This is a genomic window from Intrasporangium mesophilum (assembly GCF_054783095.1).
In genome coordinates this window covers 54,834-68,858 of sequence record NZ_BAAGRF010000058.1, presented here as the reverse complement: position 1 = coordinate 68,858, position 14,025 = coordinate 54,834, and the positions used below count along the sequence as shown (strand labels likewise).

General features: G+C 71.0%; 12 protein-coding genes and 1 tRNA gene. 11 read left to right on the top strand and 2 right to left on the bottom strand.

The window, feature by feature from the left end; genetic code table 11:
* The first annotated feature begins 146 nt into the window (after positions 1-146).
* Together ACYVLP_RS25525 and ACYVLP_RS25520 are read left to right on the top strand one after the other, a co-directional pair.
* Entirely contained in the window at positions 147-1,499 is a 1,353-nt protein-coding gene (locus ACYVLP_RS25525; protein WP_460630088.1) for a hemolysin family protein, read from the top strand.
* The gene (locus ACYVLP_RS25520) at positions 1,496-2,533 is read left to right on the top strand and encodes a hemolysin family protein (RefSeq protein ID WP_460630087.1); all 1,038 of its coding nucleotides are present in this window, start codon (positions 1,496-1,498) and stop codon (positions 2,531-2,533) included. Before ACYVLP_RS25525 ends, ACYVLP_RS25520 begins: the two co-directional genes overlap by 4 nt.
* A 38-nt stretch (positions 2,534-2,571) precedes the next feature.
* Here ACYVLP_RS25520 and ACYVLP_RS25515 read toward each other — a convergent pair whose 3' ends face one another.
* Positions 2,572-3,195 carry an ASCH domain-containing protein gene (locus ACYVLP_RS25515; RefSeq protein ID WP_460630086.1) on the bottom strand — a complete coding sequence of 208 codons (624 nt, stop codon included), beginning with the start codon at positions 3,193-3,195 and terminating at the stop codon, positions 2,572-2,574.
* A 9-nt stretch (positions 3,196-3,204) separates the two neighbouring features.
* On the opposite strand from ACYVLP_RS25515, the gene ACYVLP_RS25510 reads away from it, so the two are divergent.
* From ACYVLP_RS25510 to ACYVLP_RS25500, 3 genes are read left to right on the top strand one after another with little or no spacing between them, the layout of a single operon-like run.
* Entirely contained in the window at positions 3,205-3,339 is a 135-nt protein-coding gene (locus ACYVLP_RS25510; protein ID WP_460630085.1) for a hypothetical protein, read from the top strand.
* A gap of 9 nt (positions 3,340-3,348) precedes the next feature.
* Positions 3,349-4,188 (top strand): patatin-like phospholipase family protein, encoded by an 840-nt coding sequence (locus ACYVLP_RS25505; protein ID WP_460630084.1) that lies wholly within the window; start codon positions 3,349-3,351, stop codon positions 4,186-4,188.
* Positions 4,185-5,231 (top strand): 1-acyl-sn-glycerol-3-phosphate acyltransferase, encoded by a 1,047-nt coding sequence (locus tag ACYVLP_RS25500; protein ID WP_460630083.1) that lies wholly within the window; start codon positions 4,185-4,187, stop codon positions 5,229-5,231. Before ACYVLP_RS25505 ends, ACYVLP_RS25500 begins: the two co-directional genes overlap by 4 nt.
* Positions 5,232-5,753: 522 nt before the next feature.
* On the opposite strand, the gene ACYVLP_RS25495 is transcribed toward ACYVLP_RS25500, so the two are convergent.
* Positions 5,754-5,825 (bottom strand) — tRNA-Arg (locus ACYVLP_RS25495).
* Between the two features lie 157 nt (positions 5,826-5,982).
* Here ACYVLP_RS25495 and ACYVLP_RS25490 point away from each other — a divergent pair.
* From ACYVLP_RS25490 to rho, 6 genes are all read left to right on the top strand, one after another.
* Entirely contained in the window at positions 5,983-6,777 is a 795-nt protein-coding gene (locus ACYVLP_RS25490) for a DALR anticodon-binding domain-containing protein (RefSeq protein WP_460630082.1), read from the top strand.
* A gap of 2 nt (positions 6,778-6,779) precedes the next feature.
* Positions 6,780-8,198 carry a diaminopimelate decarboxylase gene (gene lysA, locus ACYVLP_RS25485; protein WP_460630081.1) on the top strand — a complete coding sequence of 473 codons (1,419 nt, stop codon included), beginning with the start codon at positions 6,780-6,782 and terminating at the stop codon, positions 8,196-8,198.
* Between the two features lie 102 nt (positions 8,199-8,300).
* Positions 8,301-9,617 (top strand): homoserine dehydrogenase, encoded by a 1,317-nt coding sequence (locus ACYVLP_RS25480; RefSeq protein ID WP_460630080.1) that lies wholly within the window; start codon positions 8,301-8,303, stop codon positions 9,615-9,617.
* Positions 9,617-10,711, top strand: coding sequence for a threonine synthase (gene thrC / locus ACYVLP_RS25475; RefSeq protein ID WP_460630079.1), 1,095 nt, complete (start codon positions 9,617-9,619; stop codon positions 10,709-10,711). Before ACYVLP_RS25480 ends, thrC begins: the two co-directional genes overlap by 1 nt.
* A 4-nt stretch (positions 10,712-10,715) precedes the next feature.
* The gene (gene thrB, locus ACYVLP_RS25470; RefSeq protein WP_460630078.1) at positions 10,716-11,684 is read left to right on the top strand and encodes a homoserine kinase; all 969 of its coding nucleotides are present in this window, start codon (positions 10,716-10,718) and stop codon (positions 11,682-11,684) included.
* A 342-nt stretch (positions 11,685-12,026) separates the two neighbouring features.
* Positions 12,027-14,012 carry a transcription termination factor Rho gene (gene rho / locus ACYVLP_RS25465; protein WP_460630366.1) on the top strand — a complete coding sequence of 662 codons (1,986 nt, stop codon included), beginning with the start codon at positions 12,027-12,029 and terminating at the stop codon, positions 14,010-14,012.
* The last annotated feature ends 13 nt before the right edge of the window (positions 14,013-14,025 follow it).

Below are 14,025 nucleotides of genomic sequence, written 5' to 3'. Positions count from 1 at the left end.
GCCCTGTCGGGGCCAACTCAACCACACGGCATACCGTCGGCGAACAGGACTCGTCCACCCCGGCGGGCGCGCGTCCCGCTCCCTATAGTTGGGCCCACCATGACCACCCACTGCGACCTTTGCGACCGCCGGCGGTGCCGGCTCCGATGACCGAGTGGCTGCTCGTCCTCGGTGCCGTCATCCTCACGGTCGGCACGGCGGTCTTCGTCGCGGCCGAGTTCTCGCTCGTCGCACTCGACCGCCCGACCGTCCAGCGGGCCATCGACGAGGGCGACTCACGGGCGCGAGTGGTGCTCCAGTCGCTCAAGCAGCTCTCGACGCAGCTGTCCGCGGCCCAGGTCGGCATCACGATCACGACGCTCGTCGTCGGCTACCTGGCCCAGCCGTCGATCGGTGCCCTGCTGTCCGGGCCGCTCGCCTCCCTCGGGCTGGGGGAGTCCGCGGTCGATGCCCTGTCGAGCACGCTGGCGCTCGTGATCGCGACGGTGTTCTCGATGGTCTTCGGCGAGCTCGTGCCGCAGTTCCTCGGGATCTCTGTGCCGCTCGCCGCGGCCAAGGTCGTCGCGCTGCCGGTCCGGGTCTTCGCCGTGGTTGTCAAGCCGCTCATCGTCATGCTCAACGGCTCGGCCAACTGGTTCCTGCGATCGATCGGCATCGAGCCGCAGGAGGAGCTGTCCGGGGCTCGGACGCCGCAGGAGCTCTCGAGCCTGGTCCGGCGTTCTGCCGAGGCGGGCACGCTCGACGTCAGCACGGCCCGGATGCTCACGCGCTCACTCGGTTTCGGCGAGCGCACCGCCGACGATGTCATGACGCCGCGGGTGCGCTGCACGGGCATCCACCGTGACGAGACGGCCGACGACGTGCTGCGCCTTTCGCGCCGCACCGGCCACTCGCGCTTCCCGGTCCTCGGTGAGGACTGGGACGACATCGACGGGGTCGTTCACGTGAAGCGGGCGATGGCGGTGCCGCACGAGCGCCGCAAGGACGTCCCGGTCTCGGCCCTGATGTCTGACCGGCTCGTGGTCCCGGAGACGATCCGCCTCGACCCGCTGCTGCGACAGCTGCGCGAGGGCGGGTTCCAGATGGCCGTCGTCGTCGACGAGTACGGCGGCACCTCCGGCATCGTGACCCTGGAGGACGTCGTCGAGGAGATCGTCGGCGAGGTCGCCGACGAGCACGACCGCACACGTCAGAGCGGTCGCGAGCTGCTCGACGGCTCCTGGACCGTCCCCGGGCTGTGGCGGCCGGACGAGGTGCGCGACGCGCTCGACGCCGACGTCCCCGACGGGCCGGAGTACGAGACGATGGGTGGCTACGTGATGGCTCGCCTCGGGCGGGTGCCCGTGGTCGGCGACGTCGTGCGCGTGCCGGGCTGGCGGATCCGGGTCCTCGGGATGGAGGGCCGCCGGGTCGACCGGCTGCGCTTCGTGCCCGATCCGGAGACGGCGCCGCGACGGCCCTCCAGCGAGCCCGACGAGCCACAGGAGCCCCGGGCATGAGCGGCGCGTGGGTGTACCTGGTCTCGGTCCTGCTCCTGTTCGGCAACGCCTTCTTCGTCGGTGCCGAGTTCGCCGCGATGGCCGTTCGCCGGTCCACGCTCGAGCCGCTCGCCGACGCCGGGAGCAAGCGGGCGGCCTCGTGCCTGCTCGCGCTGGAGCGGCTCGGGTCGATGCTCGCGACCGCGCAGCTCGGCATCACGCTGTGCTCGGTCGGACTGGGTGCGCTCGCCGAGGCGTCCCTCGAGCATCTCTTCGAGCCCGTCTTCGCTGGGTGGGGCCTGTCGGAGGCGTGGGCGCGCGGCGCCGCGCTGGCCGTCGCCCTGCTCATCGTCAGCTACCTGCACGTCGTCGTCGGCGAGATGATCCCGAAGAACCTCGCCATCGCCGGCCCGGACCGCGCGGCGCTCGTCCTCGTCCCGCCGCTCTATGTCATCGCCACGACCCTGCGACCGATCGTCCACGCGATGGAGACGATCGCCAAGGCGATCGTTCGCCTGTTCCGGGTCGAGCCGAAGGACGAGATCGCCTCGGCCTTCACCGCCGAGGAGGTTGCGCACATCGTCGGCGAGTCCCGCCGCGAAGGGCTCATCGAGGAGGAGCGGCACGGGCTCGTCGCCAAGACCCTCGAGTTCTCCGACAAGAGGGCACGCGAGGTGGCCGTCGGGGTCGACTCCCTGACCACCGTCCAGCTGGGAGCAACCCCGGCCGACATCGAGAGGCTCGTTGCGAAACAAGGCTTCTCGCGCTATCCCGTCCGCGACGCAGCTGGGGAGATCGCCGGCTACATCCACCTCAAGGACATCCTCTATGCCGACGACCACCGCCACGAGCAGCCCATCCCGCCCAAGCGGGTCCGCCGTCTCGCGACGGTCCGCGAGGACGACGAGATCGAGGATGTCCTCGCCACCATGCAGCTGACCGGCGCCCACCTCGCACGGGTCATCGACGGTGACGCCGAGGTCTCGGGTGTGGTCTTTCTCGAGGACGTGCTCGAAGAGCTCGTCGGTGAGGTGACGGACACTACCCAGCGCTGAGCGCCCTTGGGGCGCAACGGCATAGCGGTTGGGGGGGGTCAGGTGGTGGGCTGGCGGTCCAGCCAGTCGAGGTATGCCGCACCGCGCGGTGAGAGCTCGTAGCCGACCTCGTGGCTGATGGTGAGGCCGTGCGCCTTCAGCTTGCGGATGTCCACCTTCATCGGGAGCAGGTCGCGGTCGAGGAGGGCCGCCAGCTCCTTCGACACGACGTGCGGGTTGTCGCGGATCCACTCCAGGATCTGCCGGGTCCACGGGCCCGAGGGCTTCGCGGCGTCGAGGCGCGCGAGCCGGGCCCCGATGTCGGCCAGCTCGTCATCGTCGGGAAGGTTGTTGCGCAGGGCGACTCGTGGGTCCTCGCCGGCCCAGCTGAGCCGGACGCGGTAGACCCTGTCCCCACCCTTGCCGCCACGGGCCGATGGCTTGCGCGTCGTGGGCGCGAGGAACTTCTGCAGGGTCGCGAGATCCTTCAGGCCGGCCTTGCGTGCATCTCGCTCGGTCAGCTTCGACGGGTCGCGGACCTGGCTCACGGCGTCGAAGCGCACCAGGCCCGCCGGGGTGAGCTGGGTGGCGCCCACCTTCACCCGGGGCACGTCCCATCGGCGGAAGGCCTGCGTGACCGTACCGGCCCGGATGGCATCGGCGACCGGCTTCGAGATGAGCACCGGCCCATCGTGGCACGCGGCTCCGCGGTCCGACGGCATACGGGGGCACCCGGCGGCACGGCGGCGTACGAAGCACCCGGCGGCACGGCGGCATACGGGCACCCGGCGGCACGGCGGCATACGGCAGCAGTCGCAGCGCGGTAGCGTCAGGACGTGGAGGAGCGACGGACCGCCTTCGTGCTCGGCGGCGGTGGCCTGCTCGGCGCTGTCGAGGTGGGAATGCTGCGCGCCCTGTTCGAGCGCGGCATCCGTCCGGACCTGGTGGTCGGCACCTCGGTCGGGGCGCTCAACGGCGCGCTCGTCGCCGCGGACCCGGGCCCCGGTGTCGTCGAGCGGCTGGTCGAGCTGTGGCACAGCGCGTCCGAGGGTCGGGAGATCTACGGCGACAGCCCGATGAGGCAGGCGGCCCGCGCCTTCCGGACCGGCACCCACCTGCACTCGGCCGTGCCACTGCGCGACCGGATCCGCGAGGAGCTCGGTGACCGCACCTTCGACGACCTCGCCGTGCCTTTCCAGTGCTGCGCGGCGTCGATCGAGCGGGCGACCGAGCACTGGTTCACCACGGGCAGCGTCGTCGACGCCGTCGTCGCATCAGCCGCCGTGCCAGGGCTGCTGCCGCCCGCCAAGGTCGGCGACGAGCACTTCCTCGATGGCGGCATCGTCAACTCCATCCCGCTCGGGCGCGCCGTGGAGCTCGGCGCCGGCCGGATCTTCGTGCTGCAGGTGGGCCGGGTGGACAAGCCTCTCTCGGTGCCGACGCGACCCTGGGACGTCGCGCGAGTCTCGTTCGAGATCTCGAGGCGGCACCGCTACCTGCGCGAGCTCGCCGCCGTCCCCCCGGAGGTCGAGATGCATGTGATGCCAACAGGATCAGCTGAGGCACAAGAGGATTCGCTGTTCGCGTACCGCAGTTTCAGTGCCGTACGCCGGCGGATCGAACAGGCGCACGTGGCCTCGGCGGCATACCTCGCCCGGCTCGAGGGGCCGGCGTGATCGCCTTCCTGCGTCGCATGGCCCTGGCCGTGGCGATGCTGGCGCTGGCCGCGCTCGCGATCATCGGGCTGCCGCTGATCGTCGTCCTTGCTGCGGCACTGTCGCCTCTCGTGCCCGGACGTCTGCGGCCCCTGCGTGTCATGTGGATCGCGCTGCTGCACATCTTCCTCGAGGCGATCATGATCCTCGTCATGCTCGACCTCTGGGTCTTCTCCGGGTTCGGGTGGGCGATCCGGCGGCCGTGGTTCGCGCGGGCGCACTACGCGCTCGTGCGCGCCTACCTCGCGGTGATGTTCCACGAGGCCTCTCGCGTGCTCCACCTCAAGGTCGTGCTCGAGGGGCAGGCGCCCAACCAAGGCGCCCCCGGGCCGGTGCTGGTCCTGTCGCGGCACGCCGGGCCGGGCGACTCCTTCACCGTGATGTATGCCCTGCTGCAGTGGTACGGCCGTGAGCCGCGCGTCGTGCTCAAGAACACCATGGCCCTCGACCCTGGCATCGGGCTTGTCCTGCACCGGCTTCCCGCACGCTTCATCACGCCGAACCCAGGCTCGAAGGACGCGCGCGCCGAGGTCGAGTCGGAGATCGCCGAGCTGGCAACCGGCCTCGACGACAACGACGCGTTCGTCATCTTCCCGGAGGGCGGCAACTTCACCCAGGCCCGACGCGAGAGGGCTATCGCGTCGTTGCGCAAGCTCGGGCTCGCCTCCATGGCCGCCCGAGCTGAGCGGATGACCAGCGTCATCGCTCCCCGGCCCGGTGGCGTGCTCGCCGCGCTCGACGCCGCACCGGATGCCGACGTCATGCTCGTGGCTCACACCGGCCTGGACCACCTCGACACCGTCAGCGACGTCTGGCGTGAGCTGCCGATGGACAAGCAGATCGTGATGCGATGGTGGCGAGTGCCCCGGGCGGAGATCCCGGCCGGACGCGAGGAGCGGATCGACTGGCTGTTCACCTGGTGGGAGCAGATCGACACGTGGATCGAGCAGAACCGGCCGGTCGAGGCGGCCGACGGGCGCGAGGTCGCCCCCGAAACGCCCTGAGCCGCGCGGCCCTCGCGCTACCCCACCCCCCGGCCCCCGGCCACCTCCTGCGCGGTTCGAGGTAATCGGGTCGAGGTGATACGTCGCCTTATGCCGCGAACAATCACCTCCACCCGAATACCTCGAATCCGCCGCTGACACGCGAAAGGGCCCCCGGCAGGACTCCGACCACGTCCTCGTTCCTCGGACGTGCTCTCCCCGAATCCCTCGGGGGCACGAATCGACTGAGGCCGTGCTGACACGCTTCGCGGTGTCAGCACGGCCTCAGTCGATGAAGTGCCCCCGGCAGGAGCCGTCGCTCGTACCTCGCTCCTCCCGAATCCGCCGCTGACACGCGAAATGGCCCGGTCCTCGACCTTGCTTCGCAGCGGTCGTGACCGGGCCATTCATCGCGTGCCCCCGGCAGGACTCCGACCACGTCCTCGTTCCTCGGACGTGCTCTCCCCGAATCCCTCGGGGGCGTGACGACGATGGCCGATCTGAAAGGCGCTCCGCGCCATCAGATCGGCCATCGTTAGTCGGTGCCCCCGGCAGGATTCGAACCTGCGCTCCCGCCTCCGGAGGGCGGTGCTCTATCCCCTGAGCTACGGGGGCGTGCGCACTTTCGTGCGCCCGGTGAGATTAGCAGTCCAGGGGCCAGAACGTTGAATGGCCCCTGCCGAGGATGGGCCGAGAACCTCACAGAGGACGTCCAGCCGGTGCGGACCGACTCCCGGGAGCCGTCGAGGAGGCCACCCCTAGACTCGGCGCCATGACGCCGGAGCAGCTGCGCGCCCTCCTCGAGGACGTCGCCGCCCGGGCCGTCCGGTTCGGCACCCTGCCCGACGAGGCACTGGCCGGGCCGCCTCCGGGCCCGCTGTTCCGCCCGACCGACCCGCGCGTCGCCGGGGTCGTGGCCGACTGGGTGACCCCGGTGGCTCAGCGCTGGGCCCAGCCGCTGGACCTCGTCCCGCGAGATCTGGCCCGCGTGCTGGCGCAAGGTCTCACCGGGCAGAAGCCGATCGCCGCCATCGAGGTCGCACCGTCCGGACTCATCGCGATCACGCTCACGGACGGCGCGCGGTCCCAGATCATCGGCACCGTCCGTGAGGCCGAGGATGTCTACGCACTGGCCGACGGCGACCATTACCGGGTCGTGCTCGAGCGGCCCGGCTGGCGTCCGTCATCAGACCCGGTCCACCGGGTGCAGCTCTCCCACGCCCGCCTGTGCCGGCTGGTCCGCAACGCTGAAGCCTGCGGTGTGGAGCGCCGTCCCGCGGCGCGCCTCGAGGTGCTCAACCACGTCTCCGAGCGGCACCTGCTCGTCGGCGTGGCGGACCTTCCGCAGCGGTTCCGGACCCACGCCGGCGATGCTGTACAGACCCAGCGTGCCCTGGTGGATGTGGGAGCGCTCGCCGACGAGTGGCAGCACCCGGTGCGCCCGATGGTCCTCGGTTCCCCCGTCGAGGCGGTGCACGGTGCCCGGATGGCGCTCGCGGATGCCACCCGCATCGTCTTGCGCAATGGACTCGCCCGCGTCGGCGCGGCGGCCCCGGAAAGGATGTAGCAATGCGCGCACACGAAGCCGGAGCGCTCCACGCGGAGGGCTATCGCGGTCCTGCGTGGCTCCAGACCCCTGTTGACGTCAACGCCCTCGTCCCGTCGCTGTGGGCGGCGTCGGTGGGCCGGGGGAGTGACGGTGTACTGACCGTCGGCGGGGTGAGCGTCACTGAGCTTGCGCGCGAGTTCGGCACGCCGGCATACGTCATCGACGAAGACGACTTCCGTTCTCGCGCAAGGGATTTCAAGCAGACGTATGCCGAGGTGTTCGACACGCTGTCCGGTGGCGCCGACGTGTTCTATGCCGGGAAGGCGTTCCTGTGCACCGAGGTGGCACGGTGGGTCGCCGACGAGGGGCTGCATCTCGACGTGTGCACCGGCGGCGAGCTCGCGGTGGCGATGCGCGCCGGGGTGCCGGGCGAGCGCATCGGCATGCACGGGAACAACAAGAGTGTCGGCGAGATCCGCGCGGCCCTGGACTACGGCGTGAGCCGTATCGTCATCGACTCCTTCGACGAGATCGAGCGGGTCGCTGCGGTGGCGACCGAGCTGGGCGTCGTGGCGCCCGTCCTCATCCGCGTGACGGTGGGCGTCGAGGCACACACCCACGAGTTCATCGCCACCGCCCACGAGGACCAGAAGTTCGGGCTGTCCCTGTCCGGCGGGCAGGCACTCGAGGCCGCTCGACGCATCCTTGCTCGTCCCGACTCGCTCAGGCTGCTCGGCCTGCACAGCCACATCGGCTCGCAGATCTTCGACACCTCCGGTTTCGAGGTGTCGGCGCGGCGGATCCTCGGCCTGCACACCCAGGTCGCCAAGGAGCTCGGCGTGGAGCTGCCCGAGCTCGACCTCGGCGGCGGGTTCGGCATCGCGTACACGACCGAGCACGACCCGCTCCCGCCGAAGAACCTCGCGGCGGGGATGGCCGAGATCGTCGAGCGCGAGTGCCGGGCCGAGGGCGTCGCGGTGCCCCGGATCTCGGTCGAGCCCGGCCGTGCGATCGCGGGGCCGAGCACGTTCACGCTCTACGAGGTCGGCACAGTCAAGCCGGTCGACCTCGACGGCGGCAGCCAGCGCGTCTATGTCTCGGTCGACGGCGGCATGAGCGACAACATCCGCACCGCTCTCTACGACGCCAACTTCTCCTGCACGGTGGCCGGCCGCTACTCCACGGCGGACCCGGTCCTGGCCCGAGTCGTCGGCAAGCACTGCGAGAGCGGCGACATCGTGGTGAAGGACGAGTTCCTCCCGTCCGACGTCGCGCCGGGTGACCTCATCGCGGTCCCGGGCACCGGCGCGTACTGCAGGTCGCTGTCGAGCCAGTACAACCACACCCCGCGCCCCCCGGTCATCGCGGTCCGCGACGGCGTCGCCCGGGTGATCGTCAGGCGCGAGACCATCGACGACCTTCTTGCACTCGACGTCTGATGCTTCGACGGGCGGGTTCCACGGGCGCAGATCCTGCGCTCCCGCTGTCCGGATCCCGAAACAATGACCGTCCAGCACGCGGACAGGCGGCAGGATTCACACGTGGTTAGCGCCCCCAGCCCAGGCAGGCCGCTGCGCGTCGCCCTCCTCGGGGCCGGCGTGGTCGGCGGCGCCGTCGCGCGCCTGCTCACCGAGCACGCCGACGACATGGCAGCGCGGGTCGGAGCCCCGCTCGAGATCGCCGGCATCGCCGTGCGGCGTGCCGGTCGCGACCGGTCCGACCTCGGCGTCGACCCGGGCCTCTTCACGACCGACGCCGCCGACCTCGTGACCCGCGCGGACGTCGTCGTCGAGGTGATCGGCGGCATCGAGCCTGCTCGGACGCTCATCCTGCGTGCGATGGAGCACGGCGCCTCCGTCGTCACGGCCAACAAGGCGCTGCTCGCCGAGGACGGCCCGGCGCTGTATGCCGCGGCCGCTGAGCACGGGGTGGACCTCTACTACGAGGCGGCGGTCGCCGGTGCGATCCCGCTGCTGCGCCCGCTGCGCGAGTCGCTCGCCGGCGACTCGGTGACCAAGGTGCTCGGCATCGTCAACGGCACGACCAACTATGTCCTCGACAAGATGGACACGACCGGCGCCGGCTTCTCGGACGCGGTGGAGCAGGCCCAGGCGCTGGGCTATGCAGAGGCCGACCCGACTGCCGACGTCGAGGGCTTCGACGCCGCCGCCAAGGCGGCGATCCTCGCCTCCCTGGCCTTCCACACGCGGGTCTCGGGCACCGACGTCTACCGCGAGGGCATCACCGAGGTCTCCGCTGCGGACGTGGTGGCGGCGCGCGAGATGGACTGCGTGGTCAAGCTCCTGGCCATCTGCGAGCGCAGCGACAAGGGCGTCAGCGTCCGCGTCCACCCCGCGATGATCCCGAGGTCGCATCCGCTGGCCGGAGTGCGCGAGGCGTTCAACGCGGTCTTCGTCGAGGCCGACGCCGCAGGCCAGCTGATGTTCTACGGCCGTGGTGCAGGTGGGGACCCGACGGCCTCAGCCGTGCTCGGCGACCTCGTCGCCGTGGCCCGGCACCGGGTCATCGGCGGCCTGGGCCCGGGTGAGTCGAGCTACGCCGACCTGCCCGTGCTGTCGATGGGTGACGCCCAGACGAGGTACCACATCAGCCTCGACGTCGACGACCGATCGGGCGTGCTGGCCCAGGTCGCGGCGGCGTTCGCCGACCACGACGTCTCGATCGAGACGGTGCGGCAGCACCTCGTGCCGGACGAGTGGGGTGCGGTGTCACGGGCCAACCTCATCATCGTCACCCACACGGCCACCGACGCCGCCCTGTCGGGGACCGTCGAGGCGCTGCGCACCCTCGATGTCGTGCGCGGCGTGAACTCTGTGATGCGTGTGGAAGGTTCGTGATGGCTCACCAGTGGCGGGGCGTGATCCCCGAGTATGCCGACCGGTTGCCGATGCTCGAAGGCGCACCGGTGGTGACCCTGTGCGAGGGCGGCACACCGCTCATCCCGGCCGAGCGGCTGTCCGGGCTGGTCGGCGCCGAGGTGTACCTGAAGTACGAGGGGCTGAACCCGACCGGCTCGTTCAAGGACCGCGGGATGACCACTGCGATCAGCGTGGCCGCCAAGAAGGGCGCGAAGGCGGTCATCTGCGCGAGCACGGGCAACACGAGCGCGTCGGCAGCGGCATACGCGACGAAGGCCGGCATGGCCTGCGGCGTCCTCGTGCCCGACGGCAAGATCGCGATGGGCAAGCTCAGCCAGGCGATCGCGCACGGCGCCACGCTCCTGCAGGTCGAGGGCAACTTCGACGACTGCCTGACCCTCGCGCGCAAGCTCGCTGAGGCGTACCCCGTCGAGCTGGTCAACTCGGTCAACCCGGCCCGCATCGAGGGCCAGAAGACGGCGGCCTTCGAGATCGTCGACGCGCTCGGGGACGCCCCGGAGATCCACTGTCTTCCCGTGGGCAACGCCGGCAACATCACGGCGTACTGGAAGGGCTACCGCGAGTACTCCGCCGACCCGACGGTGAGCGACCGGCCCGGTCCGGCCACCAGGCTTCCCGTCATGTGGGGGTTCCAGGCTGCCGGGGCGGCACCGCTGGTGAAGGGCCACCCGATCGACAACCCCGAGACGATCGCCACCGCGATCCGGATCGGCAACCCGGCGTCCTGGGACCAGGCCATCGCGGCTCGTGACGAGTCCGGCGGGCGGATCGACGCGGTGACCGACGAGCAGATCCTCGAGGCCCACCGGTTCCTGTCCGCTCGGGAGGGCGTTTTCGTCGAGCCCGGCTCGGCGGCCTCGGTCGCCGGCCTGCTCGCCAGCCACGCCGCAGGGCTCGTCCCCGCCGGGGCGCGCATCGTGTGCACGGTCACCGGCCACGGGCTCAAGGACCCACAGTGGGCGCTGCGGACGCCCGACGGGTCAGACGTCGTGCCGACCCGCGTGCCGGTCGACGCGTTCTCGGCTGCCCAGGCGCTCGGTCTGGAGGGCTGAGGGCGTGCCGGGCCGCGTCGGGGCCGGCCTCGCGATCGAGGTGCGGGTGCCCGCGAGCAGCGCCAACCTCGGCCCCGGTTTCGACTCGATCGGCTTGGCTCTCGGCCTCTGGGACCACTACGTCGTGAGCACCTCCGAGGCCCCTGGGGTCCTCGTCGAGGTGACCGGGGAGGGCGCTGCCGACGTCCCGACCGACGAGCGTCACCTGGTGCTCGCGACCATGCGGCATACCTGGTCGGTCCTCGGGTTCGAGGCTCCACCGGGGCTGCGCATCGAGGCGCGCAACGGCGTGCCACATGGCCGCGGACTGGGCTCGTCGGCCACCGCCATCGTCGCGGGTGTGGTTGCGGCACAAGCACTTTCGGTCTCGAGGTCGACATCGCTGCGCGGCCGGGGGAGCGAGATGCCCATCGACCTGGCGGTCGCTGCCCATATCGCCAGCGAGCTGGAGGGCCACCCCGACAACGCGTCGGCGAGCGTGCTCGGAGGGCTGACCGTCAGCTGGATGCCGGACGGTTCCGGGCTCGACCGGGGCGAGCGCACCGTCAGCGCGAGGATCGACCCGCATCCCGACGTCGAGGTCGTCGTCTTCGTGCCGGAGACGCAGCTGGCCACGCGCACGGCGCGAGCGGTGCTGCCCGACTCGGTGCCGCTTCGGGCTGCCGCGGCCGGAGCCGGCCGTGCCGCGCTGCTCGTGCACGCGCTCACCGCGGACCCGGGCCATCTGCACGCCGCGACGAGGGACTGGCTGCATCAGGAGGCCAGGCGATCTTCCTATCCCGCGACCATGCAGCTGGTCGACACGCTTCGGGCGCAGGGGCACGCGGCCGTCGTCTCAGGCGCCGGGCCGAGCGTGCTCGTCCTCACGACGCGCCAGGTGGCGGACAGCGTCCAGCCCCCCGACGAGATGGCGCACTGGGCCCGGCTGACGCCGGGGATCCCGGCGCGTGGCGCTCGAGTGAGCCTTGCCTGAGGGCCCGATCGCCGGCATCCGGCCCCGTATGCGAGTCGAGGGCCCTCTGACAGGGGATCAGGCGCATCGAGACGACCAGTCGCGCCGTTACGGCCAGGCAGGTGCCCCTGGGTGGTATTCTGTCCGGGCACCGAGCGCCGCGACTTCGCAGGCGGTGCATCACCCCCACGCTGAGGCGACATTGCATGCCTCTGGGCGCGTTCGGCGCCGAAGTGGTTCATCACAGTTGGCCAGAGGATCTGGCCGTGGTCCGGCCCGTGGCCATCTGCCCGGGTCGCAAACGAGGGGGAAGGATCCTTCGTGTCAGAAACATCCATCCGTCCGGTCTCCGGCCTGTCCGCCATGAAACTGGACGAGCTCAAGGGCGTCGCGTCCTCGATGGGCATCACCGGGACGACGAAGATGCGCAAGAGCGACCTGGTCGAGGCGATCAAGGCCCGCCAGGCCGGCGGCTCTGTCGCTGCCGGCGCCGCCTCCGCAGGCTCGGCCGCCAGCACCGACGCCGCTCCCGCCCGGGCATCGCGCCGCGCGAGCCGTCCCGCGGGTGCCACGACCGGTGCCGAGGCGCCCGCTGAGAGCGCCGCCACCGCGCCGGCCGAGGTCCGCGAAGAGCGCACCGAGGCGCGCACGGACACACGCACGGACGAGCGTGGTCAGGACGACCACCAGCCCGTCTCCGCGGGCGAGCGCACCGAGCGCCGCTACGACCGCGCCGAGCGTCAGCAGGCCGACCGTCAGCAGGGCGACCGTCAGCAGGGCGACCGTCAGCAGGGCGACCGTCAGGTCGACCGTCAGAACGACCGCCAGCCGGGTGACCGCCAGGGTGATCGTCAGGGTGATCGTCAGCAGGGTGACCGTCAGAACGACCGTCAGAACGACCGCCAGCAGGGCGACCGCCAGAACGACCGCCAGCAGGGCGACCGCCAGCAGGGCGACCGTCAGCAGGGCGACCGTCAGCAGGGCGAGCGTCAGCAGGGCGAGCACACCGACAGGCAGGGCCAGCAGGCCGGCCAGGCTCAGAACCGCGCCCAGCAGGCCCGGGTCGACGACGACGAGCGTGGCGGCAGCCGGCGCAGCCGCAACCGGCAGCGCAGCCGGGACCGCAAGCGCGGGCGTCCGCAGGGCGGCCAGGACTGGAACGAGACGGAGCTGCAGGTCGGCGACGACGACGTCCTCGTCCCCGTCGCGGGCATCCTCGACGTCCTCGACAACTACGCGTTCGTCCGCACGTCGGGCTATCTCGCCGGACCGAACGACGTCTACGTGCCGCTCGGCATGGTCAAGAAGTACAGCCTGCGCAAGGGCGACGCCGTGACCGGCGCGGTCAAGGCGCTGCGCGAGGGCGAGCAGCCGGCGGGCAACGTCGGCCGCCAGAAGTACAACGCGCTCGTCCGGCTCGACAGTGTCAACGGCACCACCCCGGACGAGGCCGCCAAGCGTGTCGAGTTCGGCAAGCTGACGCCGCTCTACCCGCAGCAGCGGCTGCGCCTCGAGACCGAGCCGGGCCAGCTGACGACGCGGATCATCGACCTGGTCGCCCCCATCGGCAAGGGGCAGCGTGGCCTCATCGTCGCCCCGGCCAAGGCCGGCAAGACGATGGTCATGCAGGCGCTGGCCAATGCGATCACGACGAACAACCCCGAGTGCCACCTGATGGTCGTGCTGGTCGACGAGCGGCCCGAAGAGGTCACCGACATGCAGCGCGCGGTCAAGGGCGAGGTCATCTCCTCGACGTTCGACCGCCCGGCCGAGGACCACACCACCGTGGCCGAGCTCGCCATCGAGCGCGCCAAGCGCCTCGTCGAGCTCGGTCACGACGTCGTCGTCCTGCTCGACTCGATCACCAAGCTGGGTCGCGCCTACAACCTCGCCGCGCCGGCGAGCGGCCGCATCCTCTCCGGTGGCGTGGACTCCGCGGCCCTCTACCCGCCGAAGAAGTTCTTCGGGGCGGCCCGCAACATCGAGAACGGCGGCTCGCTGACCATCCTGGCCACCGCGCTCGTCGAGACCGGCTCGAAGATGGACGAAGTGATCTTCGAGGAGTTCAAGGGCACCGGCAACATGGAGCTGCGGCTCAACCGCGACCTCGCGAACCGACGGATCTTCCCTGCCGTCGACATCAACGCCTCGGGCACGCGCCGCGAGGAGATCCTCCTCGCGGCCGAGGAGCTGAAGATCATGTGGAAGCTGCGCCGGGTGCTCGCGGCACTCGACCCGCAGCAGGCGATCGAGCTGCTCATCGACCGGCTGAAGAAGACGAAGACGAACTACGAGTTCCTGCTCCAGGTCCAGCAGACCAGCAGCATTCGCCTCGACGACGAGAACTGACGCACCGTATGCC

Coding starts and splice junctions, on each gene's coding strand:
- ACYVLP_RS25490 (WP_460630082.1), top strand. CDS start 5,983: ATGACGCCGGAGCAGCTGCGCGCCCTCCTCGAGGACGTCGCCGCCCGG.
- thrC (WP_460630079.1), top strand. CDS start 9,617: ATGGCTCACCAGTGGCGGGGCGTGATCCCCGAGTATGCCGACCGGTTG.
- lysA (WP_460630081.1), top strand. CDS start 6,780: ATGCGCGCACACGAAGCCGGAGCGCTCCACGCGGAGGGCTATCGCGGT.
- rho (WP_460630366.1), top strand. CDS start 12,027: ATGAAACTGGACGAGCTCAAGGGCGTCGCGTCCTCGATGGGCATCACC.
- ACYVLP_RS25520 (WP_460630087.1), top strand. CDS start 1,496: ATGAGCGGCGCGTGGGTGTACCTGGTCTCGGTCCTGCTCCTGTTCGGC.
- ACYVLP_RS25525 (WP_460630088.1), top strand. CDS start 147: ATGACCGAGTGGCTGCTCGTCCTCGGTGCCGTCATCCTCACGGTCGGC.